Annotated in this window: 16 protein-coding genes; all 16 read right to left on the bottom strand. The window is 43.5% G+C overall.

Annotated elements, in window-relative coordinates:
• Nucleotides 1-40: 40 nt before the first annotated feature.
• Complete coding sequence (gene gatB, locus HYV65_01350) at nt 41-1,525, bottom strand: Asp-tRNA(Asn)/Glu-tRNA(Gln) amidotransferase subunit GatB (protein MBI2462862.1); 1,485 nt, start codon at nt 1,523-1,525, stop codon at nt 41-43.
• 167 nt (nt 1,526-1,692) lie between these two features.
• Complete coding sequence (locus HYV65_01345; GenBank protein ID MBI2462861.1) at nt 1,693-3,471, bottom strand: FAD-dependent thymidylate synthase; 1,779 nt, start codon at nt 3,469-3,471, stop codon at nt 1,693-1,695.
• Between the two features lie 108 nt (nt 3,472-3,579).
• The gene (gene tmk / locus HYV65_01340) at nt 3,580-4,200 is read right to left on the bottom strand and encodes a dTMP kinase (protein ID MBI2462860.1); all 621 of its coding nucleotides are present in this window, start codon (nt 4,198-4,200) and stop codon (nt 3,580-3,582) included.
• Between the two features lie 207 nt (nt 4,201-4,407).
• The gene (dut, locus tag HYV65_01335; GenBank protein MBI2462859.1) at nt 4,408-5,433 is read right to left on the bottom strand and encodes a dUTP diphosphatase; all 1,026 of its coding nucleotides are present in this window, start codon (nt 5,431-5,433) and stop codon (nt 4,408-4,410) included.
• Nucleotides 5,434-5,528: 95 nt separating this feature from the next.
• Nucleotides 5,529-5,951 carry a 50S ribosomal protein L11 gene (gene rplK, locus HYV65_01330; GenBank protein ID MBI2462858.1) on the bottom strand — a complete coding sequence of 141 codons (423 nt, stop codon included), beginning with the start codon at nt 5,949-5,951 and terminating at the stop codon, nt 5,529-5,531.
• Between the two features lie 142 nt (nt 5,952-6,093).
• Nucleotides 6,094-6,639 carry a transcription termination/antitermination protein NusG gene (gene nusG / locus HYV65_01325; protein ID MBI2462857.1) on the bottom strand — a complete coding sequence of 182 codons (546 nt, stop codon included), beginning with the start codon at nt 6,637-6,639 and terminating at the stop codon, nt 6,094-6,096.
• Between the two features lie 151 nt (nt 6,640-6,790).
• The gene (secE, locus tag HYV65_01320) at nt 6,791-6,997 is read right to left on the bottom strand and encodes a preprotein translocase subunit SecE (protein ID MBI2462856.1); all 207 of its coding nucleotides are present in this window, start codon (nt 6,995-6,997) and stop codon (nt 6,791-6,793) included.
• Between the two features lie 227 nt (nt 6,998-7,224).
• Nucleotides 7,225-7,845, bottom strand: coding sequence for a hypothetical protein (locus tag HYV65_01315; protein MBI2462855.1), 621 nt, complete (start codon nt 7,843-7,845; stop codon nt 7,225-7,227).
• A complete protein-coding gene (locus tag HYV65_01310) occupies nt 7,826-8,083 on the bottom strand; it encodes a hypothetical protein (protein ID MBI2462854.1) in 258 nt (85 codons plus the stop codon). Before HYV65_01310 ends, HYV65_01315 begins: the two co-directional genes overlap by 20 nt.
• Nucleotides 8,084-8,085: 2 nt before the next feature.
• The gene (locus HYV65_01305; protein MBI2462853.1) at nt 8,086-8,286 is read right to left on the bottom strand and encodes a hypothetical protein; all 201 of its coding nucleotides are present in this window, start codon (nt 8,284-8,286) and stop codon (nt 8,086-8,088) included.
• Nucleotides 8,287-8,681: 395 nt separating this feature from the next.
• Nucleotides 8,682-8,846 carry an IS1 family transposase gene (locus HYV65_01300; protein ID MBI2462852.1) on the bottom strand — a complete coding sequence of 55 codons (165 nt, stop codon included), beginning with the start codon at nt 8,844-8,846 and terminating at the stop codon, nt 8,682-8,684.
• Between the two features lie 211 nt (nt 8,847-9,057).
• Nucleotides 9,058-9,522: a hypothetical protein gene (locus tag HYV65_01295; GenBank protein MBI2462851.1), complete on the bottom strand. Its 465-nt coding sequence runs from the start codon at nt 9,520-9,522 to the stop codon at nt 9,058-9,060.
• A gap of 21 nt (nt 9,523-9,543) precedes the next feature.
• Nucleotides 9,544-11,697, bottom strand: a complete 2,154-nt coding sequence (gyrB, locus tag HYV65_01290) for a DNA topoisomerase (ATP-hydrolyzing) subunit B (GenBank protein ID MBI2462850.1) — start codon at nt 11,695-11,697, stop codon at nt 9,544-9,546.
• A 158-nt stretch (nt 11,698-11,855) separates the two neighbouring features.
• Nucleotides 11,856-13,910 (bottom strand): phenylalanine--tRNA ligase subunit beta, encoded by a 2,055-nt coding sequence (gene pheT, locus HYV65_01285; protein MBI2462849.1) that lies wholly within the window; start codon nt 13,908-13,910, stop codon nt 11,856-11,858.
• A gap of 1 nt (nt 13,911) precedes the next feature.
• Nucleotides 13,912-14,961, bottom strand: a complete 1,050-nt coding sequence (gene pheS / locus HYV65_01280) for a phenylalanine--tRNA ligase subunit alpha (GenBank protein MBI2462848.1) — start codon at nt 14,959-14,961, stop codon at nt 13,912-13,914.
• Complete coding sequence (locus tag HYV65_01275) at nt 14,958-15,344, bottom strand: hypothetical protein (protein MBI2462847.1); 387 nt, start codon at nt 15,342-15,344, stop codon at nt 14,958-14,960. Before HYV65_01275 ends, pheS begins: the two co-directional genes overlap by 4 nt.
• Between the last annotated feature and the right edge of the window lie 133 nt (nt 15,345-15,477).

Genomic DNA, 15,477 nt, shown 5'->3' with positions numbered 1-15,477 from the left:
GAACGCCATGCTATCGCACGGCGTTCCTTTTATATATTGATTAAACCAACTTCTCTTTCAAAATCTCCGCCACAAGCTGTGGATTTGCCTTGCCTTTTGTCTCTCTCATAATCTGACCGACTAGAAATTGCAGGGCGGTTTCCTTGCCTTTTTTGTAATCCGCCACTGGGCCTTCGTTTGCCTCAATCACCTTCGCCACTATCTCCTCAAGCTCATTTGCATTGCTCATTTGCGCGAGGCCTGATTGCTTCACGATATCCGTGGGGTTATCGCCTATCTCGTACATTTTTTGCAGCACATCTTTGGCGCCGCGGCTTGAAACAACATTCTGATGAAGCAAGGAAATGAATTCTGCAAAATCCTCTGGCGTAATTTTTATATCCGTAATTACATTTGCGTCTTGTTGCATTAAAGCGCGCAAGTCATTCACCAAATAATTTGTCGCCAAGCTATATAAATGCGTTCTCACTTCCTGCGGTTCGTTATCATGCCCGTTGGATTCCTCCCACGCATCTACCTCGCTTATTACATTCTCAAAATACTCGGCAAACATTTTATCGCGAATGAAAATATCTGCTATTGAATCGTCTAATTTATATTGTTCTTTTAATCGCTTGCGTTTTGCTTGCGGTAATTCTGGTATTGATGATTCCAGCAAATCCTTATCCAGGCCATACTCTTTGGCGACATAAACAAGCGGCAAATCCGGCTCCGGAAAATATCTATAATCATGCGCTTCTTCCTTTTCGCGCTGTGAAAAAGTAATTTGCTTGGCATCATCAAAGCCGCGAGTCTCTTGCACAACCTTTTCGCCGCTATCTAAAACTTGAGTTTGGCGTTCAATTTCGTAAGCCACCGCGCGCTCAACAGTGCGAAATGAATTAAGATTCTTTACTTCCACTTTTGTGCCGAGTTTTTCCGCGCCTTCTGGCGCCAACGAAAGGTTTACTTCCACGCGCATCTGCCCACGCTCCATCTCCGCGTCGGAAGCGCCGAGGTAGCGCAAAATAAGCTGTAGCTCCTCGGCAAATTCGCGCGCCTCTTCGGCGTTATGAATATCGGGATGAGTAACAAGCTCCATCAAAGGCACGCCAGCGCGATTAAAATCAACCAGCGAATGCTTGCCATCGGATGTGTGTTGAAGACGGCCAGTATCTTCTTCCAGATGCACGCGTTGCACTCGTATTCTCTTGCCATTAGCTAAATCAATATATCCTTCTTGGCAAAAAGGCATATCGTATTGCGAAATTTGGTAACCTTTTGGAAGGTCGGGGTAGAAATAGTTTTTGCGATCAAACTTTGCAATATCTGCAACAGTGCAGTGCAGGGCATATCCAACACGTATCATAAACTCAACTGCCTGCTTGTTTATTACGGGAAGAGTGCCGGGATGCCCCATGCACACAGGACAGATATTTACATTGGGATGTTGCTCCGCAGGGTCATTTGCAGAATCGCAAAACATTTTGGTCTGCGTCTTTAATTCGGCATGTATTTCTAAACCAATCGTTGGAATATATTTCATATAGCGCTTGCCCCGTTGATTTTGCATAGCAAAATCTTTACGGGGTAAATTTCAAGACCAATTGTGGGAATGTATTTCATACTTGTAGTGAATTTATTGAACTATAGAAATCGTATCATCTTTTTTTAACAAAAAAAAGCCCTCTGCTTATTGCAGAGGGCAGCAAACTAACCATTTCCCAGCTTTCCCTTCAAATCCTCTTCTTTCTGCTGTATTCGTTCCGACACTCCGCGGCGGGCAAAGTCGTACTCATTCATATCAATTAGCATATACTTTAAAATAAGAGGATACACTGGCAATAACAACCGATATTTTTCCTGCTCAATCCAGCGGTAATCAGGTCGCCCCTGTGAGATCGTACGCAATTCACCTTCCCAAAAAAATTGGCGCAAATTTTGATACTGATAAAAACGCATTAGGTGAGAAAGCGTTACCGCGTCCTGCGCGATTTCTGTATCAACAGCTTCTACTTTTGCAAAAAGATTTTCCACTTCTTTCATCAATCTTTTTACGCGAGACAAAAATCCGTATCGTTCAATTTCTGGCGGCAGCTCGTAGCCAAGATGCGTGGTGAAACGCTGGCGCTGAGAAGTGTGCATGCGATGGCGATGAAGGTCGCGATACGCGCCCGCGTTCATTACAATTTCAAAACGCACAAACGCATTTTCAAACGCGCGGCCAATTTTTTCCCAGCGCGCTTGCCTGCCACTCAAATGAGCCTTCAGCGCCCTCTCTTTTTTAGCATCGTTCCAAGAGCAGACTTTCTGAAATAAAGTATCCCATGATAGCCGCGAATTACCTTCATCAAACAATAACGCGGTGATGACTTTCTCTTGTCCTTGCGGGTCATATTCCACGAGCCGCACGACTGGCATGCCCAATTGCTCTTCATAATCCCTTGGGCCAAATTCGTTTCTCATCACAGTAGCCATTCGCTGTTTGCGTGCTATGCGTTCTTTCTGGTAGCGCTTGGCTGGCGCGTCATCAAGGCGCAGAAGCATTGCCGGAATTTCTTCATCAAGCGCCTTGCGCGCTTCCCGCGCGAACCACTGCAGTTCCGCGCGAGGATGCGCGGCGCAACGCGTAATCATATATTGCAAAGCTTGAGCGTTACCATGAAATGCGACTTGCGACACGGTTGCCATAGGCAAAAGTCCGCGCATCACGTCAAATGCTTTCTTCTCCACAACATCATGTTTCTCTTGTGGATAATCTTTTTGCAGAAGTTCAATCAGCTCTGGGATATACGCGCGGTATGCCGCAAATAACTTATCCATTACCCTGCTATACTCATCACCTATTTCACCGCCCGTAAGTTGCGGGGCAGTGTAATAAAGATAATGTCCATTAACTTTCGCGCCATAATCAACGTATCGAGTGGATTTTTCAATTGGCGAAATGCCAATACGCTGGTCTTCCAAAAACTTCAGTGCCGGTTGCGAAGCCGCCGCCCACACAATGTTTGACGAAGTCATCTGCGCGATGGAATCATCGCCGTACTGCGCGAGCCATTTTGCAAAAAAATTATACGCGCGCTTGGTGTTGTAAGGCGGAGTTGCGTGCGCGTAATGAAATGAAATAATTTCACGAAGTTCATCTGCTATTTTTTGTCCTTCTCTATCTGTATCTTGCGGATGAAGAATAGGCGCTAGATATTCTTTGTAAAATACTTCGCGCAAGTCACCTTTAGCGCGACTGGCGCGCGAGAACAACGCCCCAAGTAATTGAGGCGGAAGGAGATGGCTGCGAAATGAATATACTGGCGCTTCCACGCTTGTAACAAACGGCGCGACTGCCCAGCGCGCCCCGTTAGAGGCAATGCCTCTAACGGGGCGCGCTTCTTCGTCAAATTGTGGCGGAGAGTAAAAGGGAGCATATTTCTCTGGTGCAGATGATATTCTTTTTGGCATTGTCCCTTCCTTTCTTTTTAACAAACGCTTTGCCATAAATATAATACAATATTTACACTCCTGCTAGTACTATACTAAATTAACTTGGTTTTGAGTCTTCTGCGTCTGTCCGCGTCTAGTCTGCGTTGTTCCGCGAGTGCCGTTTTAAGCGGCACTAGAAATTACTTTTAGTGCTAATCGCTGCACTTCCTTAAATATAACCTCTATGTCCCTCTCGCCGTCAACTATCGCCACGCGCGGAAAACTTTTTGCAAAATATTCATAATTCGTCCATACGCGCTCAAGCTCGCGTTCTTTTTCAAAAAGCTCAAAGTGATTGCGGTTTTCCGTAATTCGCTTCATGCACGTCCGCGGAGTCACCTTCAACAAAACCGTCAAATCCGGCTCGGGAAAATGCTTATTAATCTCCGTCAGCCATTTCCTGTCTGGTATTTCCAACGCGCCGTATGCCATCGTGGAAAGAAAATAGCGGTCAGAAATTACATGAATGCCTTTTTCGAGCAGAGGTATCACCTCTTTTTCCAAATGATGAGCTCGGTCTGCGGTAAATAAAAGCTGCAAACACACTGGGCTGCTCTCCCAGTCGCCTGAAAGCCAGCTGCGAATAAGGCCACCAATGAGATAGTTTGTCGGCTCCTTTGTCATGTGCGAACGCTTTTTTTCGCTCATCAAATATTGGTGAAGCTTGGCGGATTGCGTAGTTGAGCCAGAGCCATCAAGCCCCTCAAAGACAATGAATTTTCCTGGATAGGGATTTTTTATCATGATAGTTAGAATATTTTTCTATTTATAATTCTACAGTTTTTTGTCAGTGGCCGGATATTTTTATCTAAAATCTCAAATGGCAAATCGCAAATCTAAATCGCAAATCTAAAATCTTCGCCGTAGTTTTGAGATTTGAATTTTAGTTTTGCGATTTAAGATTTGCGTTTTGAGATAAATATAATTGGTAATTTTGACTTTGAGATTTAGCTACGCTAATCCCGTACTACCAAATCCTCCAACTCCGCGGTCTGTTATTTCTTCAATCGGCGCTTCTTCAACATTAAGCTGGGCAATCGGCTTTATCACGAGCTGAGCGATTTTTTCTCCAATGCGTATATAATATGGCGCGTCGCCCATATTAGAAAGAATTACTTTCAGCTCGCCTCTGTAATTTGCATCAAGGACACCACCAAGTGTTTTTAAGCGATAGCGCGAAGCAAGCCCACTTTTATCCCATACAAAACCGGCATACCCTTTCGGAATTGCAAATTTCAGCCCCGTACCAATTGTTGCCTGCGCTCCTGGCATCAAAACCAAATTCTCGCAGGAGAATAAATCTAGCCCGGCGTCATCTGGATATGCTCGATTTGGCACTTTGGCGTGCGGGGAAAGGCGCTCCACGCGCATAGTAGGGCTAACCTTTTTTTGAATAGTGTCGGCATATTCGATCTGCTCTCTTGTAGCAGCGCTTACAATTTTCAAGGCATCCTCCTGCAATCTCCCGCCGGTGCCGCTGATTCTTGCCAAAATTTTATTAAGAAGATTCTCAAAACTAATATCCGCTTTGCGGAATTCAACTCCTTTATGCGTTGCCATTGTTTCAATAAACTCTTGCCCCTGTGTTTTGCCATGTAAATTTGTAAAATCTCGCGTATACAAAAGCTTTTTCACGCCCTTGCTAATAATTTTTTTTGCGCAAGGCACGCATGGGCCATCAAGAATGTATGCCGTGCTTCCATTCCAATCTTGCGTGCCGTGCAAAATCGCGTTTTCTTCCGCGTGCAGTGTGCGCAGGCAATGCCCGTCAACCATAAAATGTCCAACCTCATCACAATGGTCTTCACCGGACAAAGAGCCATTGTATCCGGCCGCGATAAGCCGATTATTCTCGTCTACAATTAAACACGCCGTACGAAGCCTGTCACAAGTGCCGCGCGAAGAGTACATTAACGCGAGCGCAAACCAAAACTCTTCCCACGTTGGACGCTCTGAATTTGAAAAATTATTATTCATTTTTTTTTATACTCAATATCCATTTCATTATAGAATACATTGCAAAACAAAAAAGACTGTACACGCAGTCTTTTTTGTTTTGCGCTATACAATTATTATTCTACGATTATCCCCATGCTACGCGCCGTGCCTTCGATAATCTTAGCCGCGGCATCTACGTTGTTGGCATTTAAATCAGTCAATTTCTGTTCAGCTATCTGGCGAATCTGGGCTTTAGTTACATTCCCCGCTTTGGTGCGAGGCGTATCGCCAGATCCCTTTTCTATGCGCGCCGCCTTGCGCAGCAAATCAGACGCTGGAGGAGTCTTTAGCTTAAAATCAAACGTGCGGTCGGCGTACACCGAGACTTCCACGGGAATAATGTTGCCGAGTTTGTCCTGCGTTGCCGCGTTAAACTTAGCGCAAAAATCCTGAATATTAAGCCCGTGAGGACCAAGCGCGGTTCCCACTGGAGGCGCGGGATTTGCCTTCCCCGCGGGAATTTGTATTTTTACGACAGTAAGTAATTTCTTTGCCATAATTATAACTTTAATTTTCAATTTCGAATTTAGAATTTAGAATAAAATTCTAATGACTGAATTTTGAAACACTCGACGAATAAAGGTTTCGAATTTCTTTTATTCGAATTTGATTCAAAATTCGAGTTTCAAAATTTATCCTCTATATTTTCCTCACCTGCAGATAATCCAACTCCACAGGGGTCTCTCTTCCGAACATTGATACCAGCACCTGCACCTTTCCCTTATCCTCATCAACCGCAGAAACCTTGCCGTCAAAATCACGAAACGGTCCGTCGGTAATTTTTACCGCTTCTCCTATCTGTATGTCAATCTTATACTTCGGCTCTTCCACGCCCATGCGGCGCATAAGCTCGTCAATCTCTGCTTTTTCCACGGGGATAGGCGTTGTGCCAGAACCGACAAACCCCGTAACACGGGGTGTATTTCGCACCACGTACCAAGAGTCGTCGGTAACCGTCATTTCCACGAGCACATAACCAGGATAAATCTTTTCTTCCAAAGTCTGGCGTTTGCCGTTTTTTATACGAATCTTTTTTTCTTTAGGAACGAGCACATTGAAAATTTTGTCCTCCATGCTCATAGACTCAATACGCTGTCGCAAATTTTGCGCCACAGCGTCTTCGTATCCTGAATATGTATGAAGAACGTACCAATTACGCCCTTGTTCAAGTTGTTGTTTAGCCATAAGAAACTATGAAATAATGCTCGTTTAATTTCTGCGTCTTTCTGCGTTTAGTCCGCGTTGTTCTGCGAGCGCCGTTTTTCTCTGTTATAAAAACGATCTATTGTGTGTTTGTGGATATTCAACCCAGCTGAAAAATTAAGTTAAAACTGCGCTATAGAATGAATGTTTTTAAAATCCAAGTAAAAACGTAATCTAGCGCACCGAGATAAACTGCGACAAAAAATGACAGACCAAACACAACAGCCGTGTAGCGCACGATGTCAGAGCGTTCAAGCCAGTTCATTCTTTTCATCTCCGTCCGCACCTCCTTAATGAAGTAAACTAGAGATAATATGGTTCTTTGTACACGATTAAGCATAAAAAATTGTATAGAACTTTAGCTTTTGAGTGCAGTTCTAGGCGCGGGCGCGCACCGGAGTAAGGCGTATTAAATATACGACGTCGAGGAGCACAGCCCGCAACAACGAAATGCGCCAAAAGCTAAAGTTCTAAGTATTTAAAAATGGCCGCGGAGGCCATATATGTCTCCATAGTACACCCGTGGGCGAATAAGTCAAGCGAAACCTTGCAGACAAGTTTATAGGTCTATTGTTTATAGCAAACCTGGTTATTCATATTCCATAGCAGAATAGGCAATAAGAAAGAATCCGTCGCATCGCTTGTGGAATACTTATCAATCATCTCTGTATATTTAGCCAAGCTATCCTCTTGGGCTTGCGTTATAGATTTTCCCTTGATTAAAGAAATTCCGACCTGGTTTGAACATTCAAGAACTGGACTAGCTAGTTTATCTTCCAATGGCCTATTGAAAAAATCTGGATCATGCAAAAATATAAACGGCTGTATGTAGCCAATGAAACCTTTTGCACCCATATTCATTATTTCCCTGCCTAGTGTAGCGCCCGCATCACATGCTCTTATAAATATATTTTTATCCTTTAAGAGATTAGTCCCATCGCCAACGGCAAGAAGAATCTCGTTGTCTTGACCGGCAACCGCTACCGAATTCCCGTGCCCATTTAAAATGACGGTATCGATCGGCTGTTTTGATAAATAGCTGTGTAATTTATCCTTGCTTGCCTTTTCTCGGTCTAAATCTACGATCCTAACTCTTTTCTCCTTCGCTTCATCAATCAAAAGACCCGCCCAATAAAATAAGTAGTGTGTTGGCGGGTCGTACCTTGGTCTAGTTAATAGCAAAAGCATCTTGTGATTCCTTAGTTGGTAATTTACCCAACGATCGTAAATAGGCCATCTGCATCTCTATCATTTTTTTGCCGATATCGTCTTGCTTTTCTACTTTTTCTATCAACTCACTGATAGTAAAACTGCTGCCATCACCGCCTATGGATATTTCAACGTTTGCTGGGATAGTCTTTAACCTAGCTATTACGAGATTTATTATATCTTCAGAAATAATTTGGGGCTCCCTTTTTTCTTCCATAATTATTTTTGCTCATCTAATGGAATAAATCCCAAATCAATAAGCTTTTGCAAAATAATATTACCTAACTCAGAATCAAAATTTATCTCTTTATAGGCAACTTCCCAAGTTATAGGGCCTCGTTCAGGCAAATCTAAAACAACCTCTCGCCTAACTCCAAGAGGCAAGTTAGCGTAGAATCTAAAAAAAGCGTCTTTGTGCATCTGTGATAATTATAACTTTAAACATTGCCACGACTTCATCTGTAAGTCTTTTAATAATAGCAAAACGTCAAGTGAAGTAAATAGAAAAATTGAAGTTAAGCTTCAGTTTGGAAACATGTAATCTGTGTAGTAAAAATACGTAATATATACAACCCAAAAACCTATATATAAAGCCAAAATCTGCTAGTTAGAGGTATATATCGATTGAATATTTTGAAAATAGGATGTAATAATAGACCACGCCAAATAACGATTAGGATTTTGTAGAGATTGAACCTCTACAGGTTTTACTGATATCATCCAGAGAAGCAGAATTTTTATTCATATATTATTCAAAAGAAAATTTTAGAAATTGTAAAAGTTTGTAGAAGCCTGGCTTCTACAAACTACATTATCTATTCTTCTTCGCTAAATTTCACCTGCCACTCGTTATTACAACTATTGCAAAGATAATTTACCATTTGGGCTGATAATGTCTGCGTTTGTTCCCCATCAATTTCTCGAGCGAATGGACCGGTTTTCTTTATATTTTCTGAATTACATTTTGGACAATTTTTCATAAATTTATTTGTATTAAGACTTACGCACTTTTGCTCTATTAGCCATTGTGAGGGCTTTAGTACGTGACAATCCCATACATAAGCGCTACTCTGTATACACGAGATTGCTTCGCGCCGCACTTCGCAATGACGGCGAAATGAATCAAACGCGTAAGTCCTATGTATATTATTTTTAAGTTTAGAAGTCGAGATTGACACCATTTACCATAAACTAATATTCATATGGTCCTGAATGACGTCCAGAATCAGAGGACGCGTTGTTTTCAAAATCTTGTAACAATGCATTACATCTTTGAAATTCTGCATTATTTATATTTATAACTTCGGTGCCTATTACTGCTTGACAATGCTTTATATCTTGCAAATAAAGTTGTTTTTTCGTTTCAATTTTAGCTTGTTCTTCAGGGGTTAATCTATCCCGACTATCTAGCCAAAACAAAAAGTATAAAACAACTCCGATAAAGACGAAGACTCCAACACCTACTACCCAATATTTTATTGATTCCCTATCTAAATTAGTTGTAATTTTATTCTCTGGAGTCGCAATCGTAGAAGATTCTAATGTTTTATCTAAGTTTGCTACAATTACTTCTTTCTCGGACTTATTCAACCATTTACCTAAAAAATAAAAGGCAGGAACTATTACAAGAATACCAATAATTGTTTCTATTCCCATAAATTTATTTTTAATAACTAGTTATATATCCAAATTCTGCACTTTCTTAGCATGGGTTTGAATAAACCTTTTGCGCGGGGCTACTTCGGCGCCCATTAAGATATCAAAGATGCGGTCGGACTCTTTCGCGTCTTCACTAGATACTTGGAACATATTCCTGTTGGCTGGGTTCATGGTTGTTTCCCAAAGCTGTTCTGGGTTCATTTCACCAAGACCCTTGTAGCGCTGGATTGAAACACCCGAAATTTTTTGCTCTCCTGCTTGAAGCTCCTCCTGTTCACCCTGAGCTTGTCGAAGGGCACCTTCTTCGGCTTCCGGCGCCGGCTCTTCCTCGACCTCTTCCGCTTCCCTGCCCTGAGCTTGTCGAAGGGTTTTCCCCTTACCCTTTTTACCCTGAGCTTGTCGAAGGTCCTCTTTTTGCTTAATCATTTCCGCGGTTGCTATTTCGCGCTGCTCGTCGGTATAGGCGTAACGCACATTTTTTCCCAGCTGTATCTTAAACAAAGGCGGCTGGGCTATGTACAAATAGCCGCGTTCAATAATTTGCGGATAATAACGGAAAAATAACGTGAGAAGCAATGTGCGGATATGCGCGCCGTCAACATCGGCATCAGTCATGATGATAATACGATGATAACGCAGTTTCTCTAGATTCAACTCGTCGCCGATTGCGGCGCTCATTGCGATAACCAAATTCTTAATCTGTTCTGAAGCAAGAATCTTGTCTACTCGCGCGCGCTCCACGTTTAATATCTTTCCGCGCAAAGGAAGAATTGCCTGGAATCGCCTGTCGCGTCCCATTTTAGCGCTGCCACCCGCAGAGTCTCCCTCTACTATATACAGCTCTGACAGCGACGGATCTTTAGACGAGCAATCGGCAAGCTTGCCCGGAAGGGTCAAACCTTCCAAGGCGCCTTTGCGGATAACAAGCTCGCGCGCGGCTTTGGCGGCCTTGCGAGCTTTTGCCGCGAGAAAACATTTTTCCAAAATCGCGCGCGCGTCTGATGGATTTTCTTCCAGGAAATATGCGAGAGCCTCTGACACTACAGCGTCCACTGCGGTGCGGGCTTCGGTATTTCCTAGTTTTGCTTTTGTTTGGCCTTCAAACTGCGGCTCGCGAAGTTTTACTGAAATAATAGCTGTCATGCCTTCGCGTACATCATCGCCAGTTAAAACATCGTCTTTTGCTAAATTGTTTTTATGTGAGTAATCATTTAACGTACGAGTTAAAGCCGTACGAAAACCCGTAACGTGCATGCCACCTTCTGGTGTATGAATATTGTTTGCAAACCCGACTTCGGTTGCTTCAATATCATCCGTGTACTGCATTGCTACTTCCACCATCACATTATCTTTTTCTTTTTGCACGTAAAAGATATGGTCGTGCTTTGGCGCTTCGCCGCGATTTAGATACTCAACAAACGAAGCAATGCCACCTTCAAAATAGAATTGATAGCTTTGTGTAATATTTTCTTTTATTCCAGTTTCCTCTCCCTCTATTCCCCCAAACCTAACTGTTTTTCGTTCATCTGAAATACGGATACGAACGCCGCGTGTAAGATACGCCTGCTGGCGAAGATGCTCCAAAATGCGCTTCCATTCATAATCACCTTCCTTGAAAATAGCGCGATCTGGCTCAAACGTAACACTCGTTCCCGAGACAACCCCGGGGGGACATTTGCCGATGCGCTTCACCGTCTCTTTTGCCTTGCCGTATTTATATTCTTGCGCGTACAAACCGCCGTCACGGCATACTTCCACGCGCAAAAATACTGACAGCGCGTTAACCACGGATACGCCCACGCCATGCAAACCTCCAGCAATCTTGTAACTTTCCCCGCCGAATTTTCCTCCGGCATGAAGGGTTGTCATAACAGTTTCCAATGCCGACTTTTTGGTTTGCGCGTGTTTTTCCACCGGAATACCACGACCGTTGTCTGTAACGTTCAATCTGCCATCATCCATTAAAGTTACGGCGATATCCGTGGCATATCCCGCCATCGCTTCATCAAGCGAGTTGTCTACCACCTCCCACAAAAGATGGTGCAAACCGTCTATGCCGGTTGAGCCGATGTACATGCCCGGGCGCTTTCGCACGGGCTCAAGACCCTCCAGAACATAAATGTCTTTGGCGGTATAATTTGACGTATTTTTTGAAGTTTTTTCTTTAGCCATAGAGTAAAATGCAATCACTGATTAAATCTAAATCATAGCCATGAAATCCCAAATCCAAATTTCCAATTTCCAATAAAATCCCAATGCCTAAAATCCTAAAACTTTTTGTCATTAGTTATTGAGTCATTTATTTGTCATTTGAAATTTGGATTTTGACATTACTTACGTACTTCCCACCCTTCTCCTTCAACCATGTAGTATATCTTTGCCATGATATCATCAATTTCCTCCGATGTCAGGGTACGATCGTCTGATTGAAATACTATATGAAACGCCAAACTCTTGGTTGGATTATCCAAGTGCTCGCCTTCATACATATCAAACAGGTCAATATCCTGCACAAGCGCCCCTCCTATAGCCTCTATTTTTTGTATCACCCATTCCACTTTTGACTGCCGAGGTACCAGCACCGCGATATCACGCACAACCGCGGGATATTTTGATGGCGGAGTATAGACGCGCTCCTCTTGCGCAAGCTTTACTATTTTATAAAAATCAAGTTCAGCCGCGCCGTACTCGCCTTTTAACTTCAAATCACTTAACACGCGCGGATGCACTTCGCCGATCCAACCTATAACTTCACTTCCATCAACAGGACCAACCTTAATCTGCGCGCGGCGTGCTGGATGTAAAAATTCAACACCACTTTCTTCTTTTGTTTTAAGCGCGTCATCAAACCAAACGTCAGAGATACCCAAGCTCTCCAAAAACGCCATAACTATTCCTTTTAGTTCAAAAAATTGCGGCTCTTGTGTTGCGCGGCTTGCAATAACCATGGCAAGCGCAGAGTGTTCCTTGAATGGAAGTTCAAAAACTTTGCCAATTTCAAAAAGGCGCACCGAAGAAAAATACCGCAGATTTCCCTCTGCCGCTTCCACAATATGCGGCACAATGCTCGGGCGAAGATACGCAAACTCCGCGCTCATCGGGTTTTCTAGCTCTATTAAATCGCCGTAACCCCAAGCCGCTTTCTGGCGGTCGGAAATAAATGAGTAGGTGTAAACTTCCACCGCGCCAATTCCTCTGATATTGTTTTTGGCAATCTTTTCCCAGTCATGCTCTTCATTTTTTGGCGGCAAAGCAAGTTCGGCTATCGGCACTTGCGCCTTAATATTTTCATAACCATAAATACGGCCGACTTCTTCTATTAAATCCGCTTCGAGCTCCACGTCAGGCCTAAATACGGGCACGCCAACTTTCAAAACCTGGGCGTTTCTTTTTTCAACATCAAATCCTAATTTCTTTAAAGTTTCAGCCGCCTGCGCAAACTTTATATCAGCGCCGAGCAAACTTTGCATTCTCGCCTCCGACATCGCAACGGTTCTCGGCCGCACATTTTGCGGCGCGGTGTCCAGAATAGGACCCTTTTTACCTTTTGCGATATCTGTAATCAAATCTGCAACTTGCTCAAGCGCCCACAACGCGAATGCTGGCGGTACTGTATGCTCAAAACGATATGAAGCATCAGTTGAAATGCCGGTCGCGCGGGATGTTTTGCGAATTGAAGCGCTGTCAAAATTTGCCGACTCAAGAACAATATTGTGGGTTCCCCCATCAATTTCTGCTTTCTTTCCGCCCTTAATTCCCGCGACAGCTAAAACGCCTTCTTCATTGGCTATCACCAACGCCGACTCCGGCAAAAGCAATGCTTGGTTATCAAGCGTAGTAATTGGCTCGCCATTTTTGGCGCTGCGAACAATCAATGTTTTTTTATCGCCGCCCGAGAGCTTATCAAAATCAAACGCGTGCAAGGGCTGGCCAGTTTCCAACATCACAAAGTTTGCCGCGTCAACAATATTGTTGATTGGACGCATTCCCAAAACTTCAAGATAATTTCGCAGCCACTGCGGCGAAGGACCAACTTCTACATCAGCCATCACCATCGCGGTATAACGCGAACAAAGATTAATGTCTTCAACTTTTACTTCAAGATTCTTCAGAGATTTGGAAGAGCTAGGTAATTTTCCAACAATTGATGGAATCTGTTTAAGCGCCAGCCCCGTAACAGCCGCTGCCTCGCGAGCTATACCAATATGTGACAAACAATCATGAGCGCGATTTGGCAAAATATCAATTGTAAGAATATAATCGTCTTTTACTTTTTCCACTCCCTCAACCTCAAAACTGTGCATTGTCAAAAGCTCTGCTAGTTTTTCTGCCGGCGGAAGACTTTTTGCAACGTGAGATTGAATTAGGTTGTATGAAAACTTCATACTAAAATTGTTTTATTAATCTGACATCGCCACTATAAAGCAATCGTATATCATTAACCTTATATTTCATCATCGCGATTCTATCCATGCCTAGCCCAAAAGCAAAACCTTGCCATTCGTTAGGATTAAGCTGTACCGCATCAAGAACCTTTGGGTGTACCATGCCAGCCCCGCCAATTTCCACCCAGCCGCCCTGCGCGCACACGGAACATCCTTTGCCATTACAGATAATACACGTGATATCCATTTCAAAACCCGGCTCGACAAATGGAAAGTAGCTCGGGCGCAATCGCATTTGAATCTGCTTATTGCCAAAAATCTGCTGGAAAAACTGCCCCATCACCGCGCGAAAATTAGCCACGCTTATATTCTTATCAACCATCAAACCCTCCACCTGAAAAAGCTGGAAGCCGTGCGATGCGTCCGTTGCCTCGTGTCGAAACACTTTGCCCGGCGCGATAATACGAAATGGCGGCTTATGGCTTTCCATGTAGCGAATCTGTACGGGAGATGTATGGGTTCTAAGTAGTAACTTTTGACTTTTGACTTTTGACTTTTGACTTTCTGGCTTTAGCCAGAAAGTGTCCCACATATCACGCGCCGGATGATCTGCCGGAATGTTAAGCGCGTCAAAGTTATACCATTCATTCTCAATTTCAGGACCTTCAGCAACGCCAAACCCCATGGATGAGAATATCTGCTCTATCTCAAGCGCAATATGCGTTAAGGGATTCAGGTGGCCGCGCACTTGGCGCATACCAGGCGCTGTTACGTCAATCCATTCGCGTTCAAGCTGATCGCTCTGCTCGTTTATACGAAGCTCCGCGCTCTTCATGCTAAACACAGCTTCAAGATCGGTTTTAACACTATTTAGTTCCGCGCCTCTTTGCTTGCGCTCTTCTGGAGAAAGCGAAGATAAATTTTTAAGTTCCACGGCAAGTTCACCCTTTCTGCCCAAATGCGTACGATAAAGCTCTTCCAAATCGTGAAGTGTTTTTTTAGAATCTATCTCACGAACAAGCTGTTGTTTGTATTCTTGCAAGTCTTTCATAGTGAATTACCTATTATATAAGTTTCTAAGAGAGCAAAGGGAATGAAGGCGATTATTGCGACACCAAGCGTGAGCATGCCCCACGACTGCAAAAGCAAAAGCAGTGTCCCAAAGCCTCCCAGTAATATCCCTCTGCGAAAGCTATTTGAGGTTCGCGCGCTTCTATCCTGCAAGCCGTCTACCAATACAGGCCTCTTGCGCCAACCAACAAGATAATCAAATAACATACCCAAAAGCGCCGCGGTGCTTGTTAGCGAAAGGAAAAAAGTAAAAAAAAATAGAGCAATAACGAACGAACCTCCCTGCGGTGTTGTCAAAAAGATAATCAAAAAAAACGATGCCGACGATACAACTGCCGCAACAAATAATCCTACTATAAACATACATTCATATTAGCATAGGACAAAATTGATCTCAACTCTCTCTCAACTCTCTCTCGTCTTGAATATTTTAGACCTTAAGGACGGACCGACCCTCCTAAGAGGGTCGGTCCGTCCTTCGCCTACCTATTAGAAA

Source organism: Candidatus Spechtbacteria bacterium, assembly GCA_016188605.1.
In the GTDB taxonomy this organism is placed as follows: Bacteria; Patescibacteriota; Minisyncoccia; order Spechtbacterales; family JACPHP01; genus JACPHP01.
This window is presented reverse-complemented; position numbering and strand designations above follow the sequence as displayed.

What these genes read in the sequence shown, in the direction of transcription:
- pheS (MBI2462848.1), bottom strand. Translation starts at nt 14,961, where the DNA reads ATGAAAGACTTGCAAGAATACAAACAACAGCTTGTTCGTGAGATAGAT.
- HYV65_01300 (MBI2462852.1), bottom strand. Translation starts at nt 8,846, where the DNA reads ATGAAAAATTGTCCAAAATGTAATTCAGAAAATATAAAGAAAACCGGT.
- secE (MBI2462856.1), bottom strand. Translation starts at nt 6,997, where the DNA reads ATGCTTAATCGTGTACAAAGAACCATATTATCTCTAGTTTACTTCATT.
- HYV65_01345 (MBI2462861.1), bottom strand. Translation starts at nt 3,471, where the DNA reads ATGGCAAAGCGTTTGTTAAAAAGAAAGGAAGGGACAATGCCAAAAAGA.
- HYV65_01295 (MBI2462851.1), bottom strand. Translation starts at nt 9,522, where the DNA reads ATGGGAATAGAAACAATTATTGGTATTCTTGTAATAGTTCCTGCCTTT.
- gyrB (MBI2462850.1), bottom strand. Translation starts at nt 11,697, where the DNA reads ATGGCTAAAGAAAAAACTTCAAAAAATACGTCAAATTATACCGCCAAA.
- HYV65_01310 (MBI2462854.1), bottom strand. Translation starts at nt 8,083, where the DNA reads ATGGAAGAAAAAAGGGAGCCCCAAATTATTTCTGAAGATATAATAAAT.
- gatB (MBI2462862.1), bottom strand. Translation starts at nt 1,525, where the DNA reads ATGAAATATATTCCAACGATTGGTTTAGAAATACATGCCGAATTAAAG.
- HYV65_01275 (MBI2462847.1), bottom strand. Translation starts at nt 15,344, where the DNA reads ATGTTTATAGTAGGATTATTTGTTGCGGCAGTTGTATCGTCGGCATCG.
- HYV65_01305 (MBI2462853.1), bottom strand. Translation starts at nt 8,286, where the DNA reads ATGCACAAAGACGCTTTTTTTAGATTCTACGCTAACTTGCCTCTTGGA.
- dut (MBI2462859.1), bottom strand. Translation starts at nt 5,433, where the DNA reads ATGAATAATAATTTTTCAAATTCAGAGCGTCCAACGTGGGAAGAGTTT.
- tmk (MBI2462860.1), bottom strand. Translation starts at nt 4,200, where the DNA reads ATGATAAAAAATCCCTATCCAGGAAAATTCATTGTCTTTGAGGGGCTT.
- HYV65_01315 (MBI2462855.1), bottom strand. Translation starts at nt 7,845, where the DNA reads ATGCTTTTGCTATTAACTAGACCAAGGTACGACCCGCCAACACACTAC.
- pheT (MBI2462849.1), bottom strand. Translation starts at nt 13,910, where the DNA reads ATGAAGTTTTCATACAACCTAATTCAATCTCACGTTGCAAAAAGTCTT.
- nusG (MBI2462857.1), bottom strand. Translation starts at nt 6,639, where the DNA reads ATGGCTAAACAACAACTTGAACAAGGGCGTAATTGGTACGTTCTTCAT.
- rplK (MBI2462858.1), bottom strand. Translation starts at nt 5,951, where the DNA reads ATGGCAAAGAAATTACTTACTGTCGTAAAAATACAAATTCCCGCGGGG.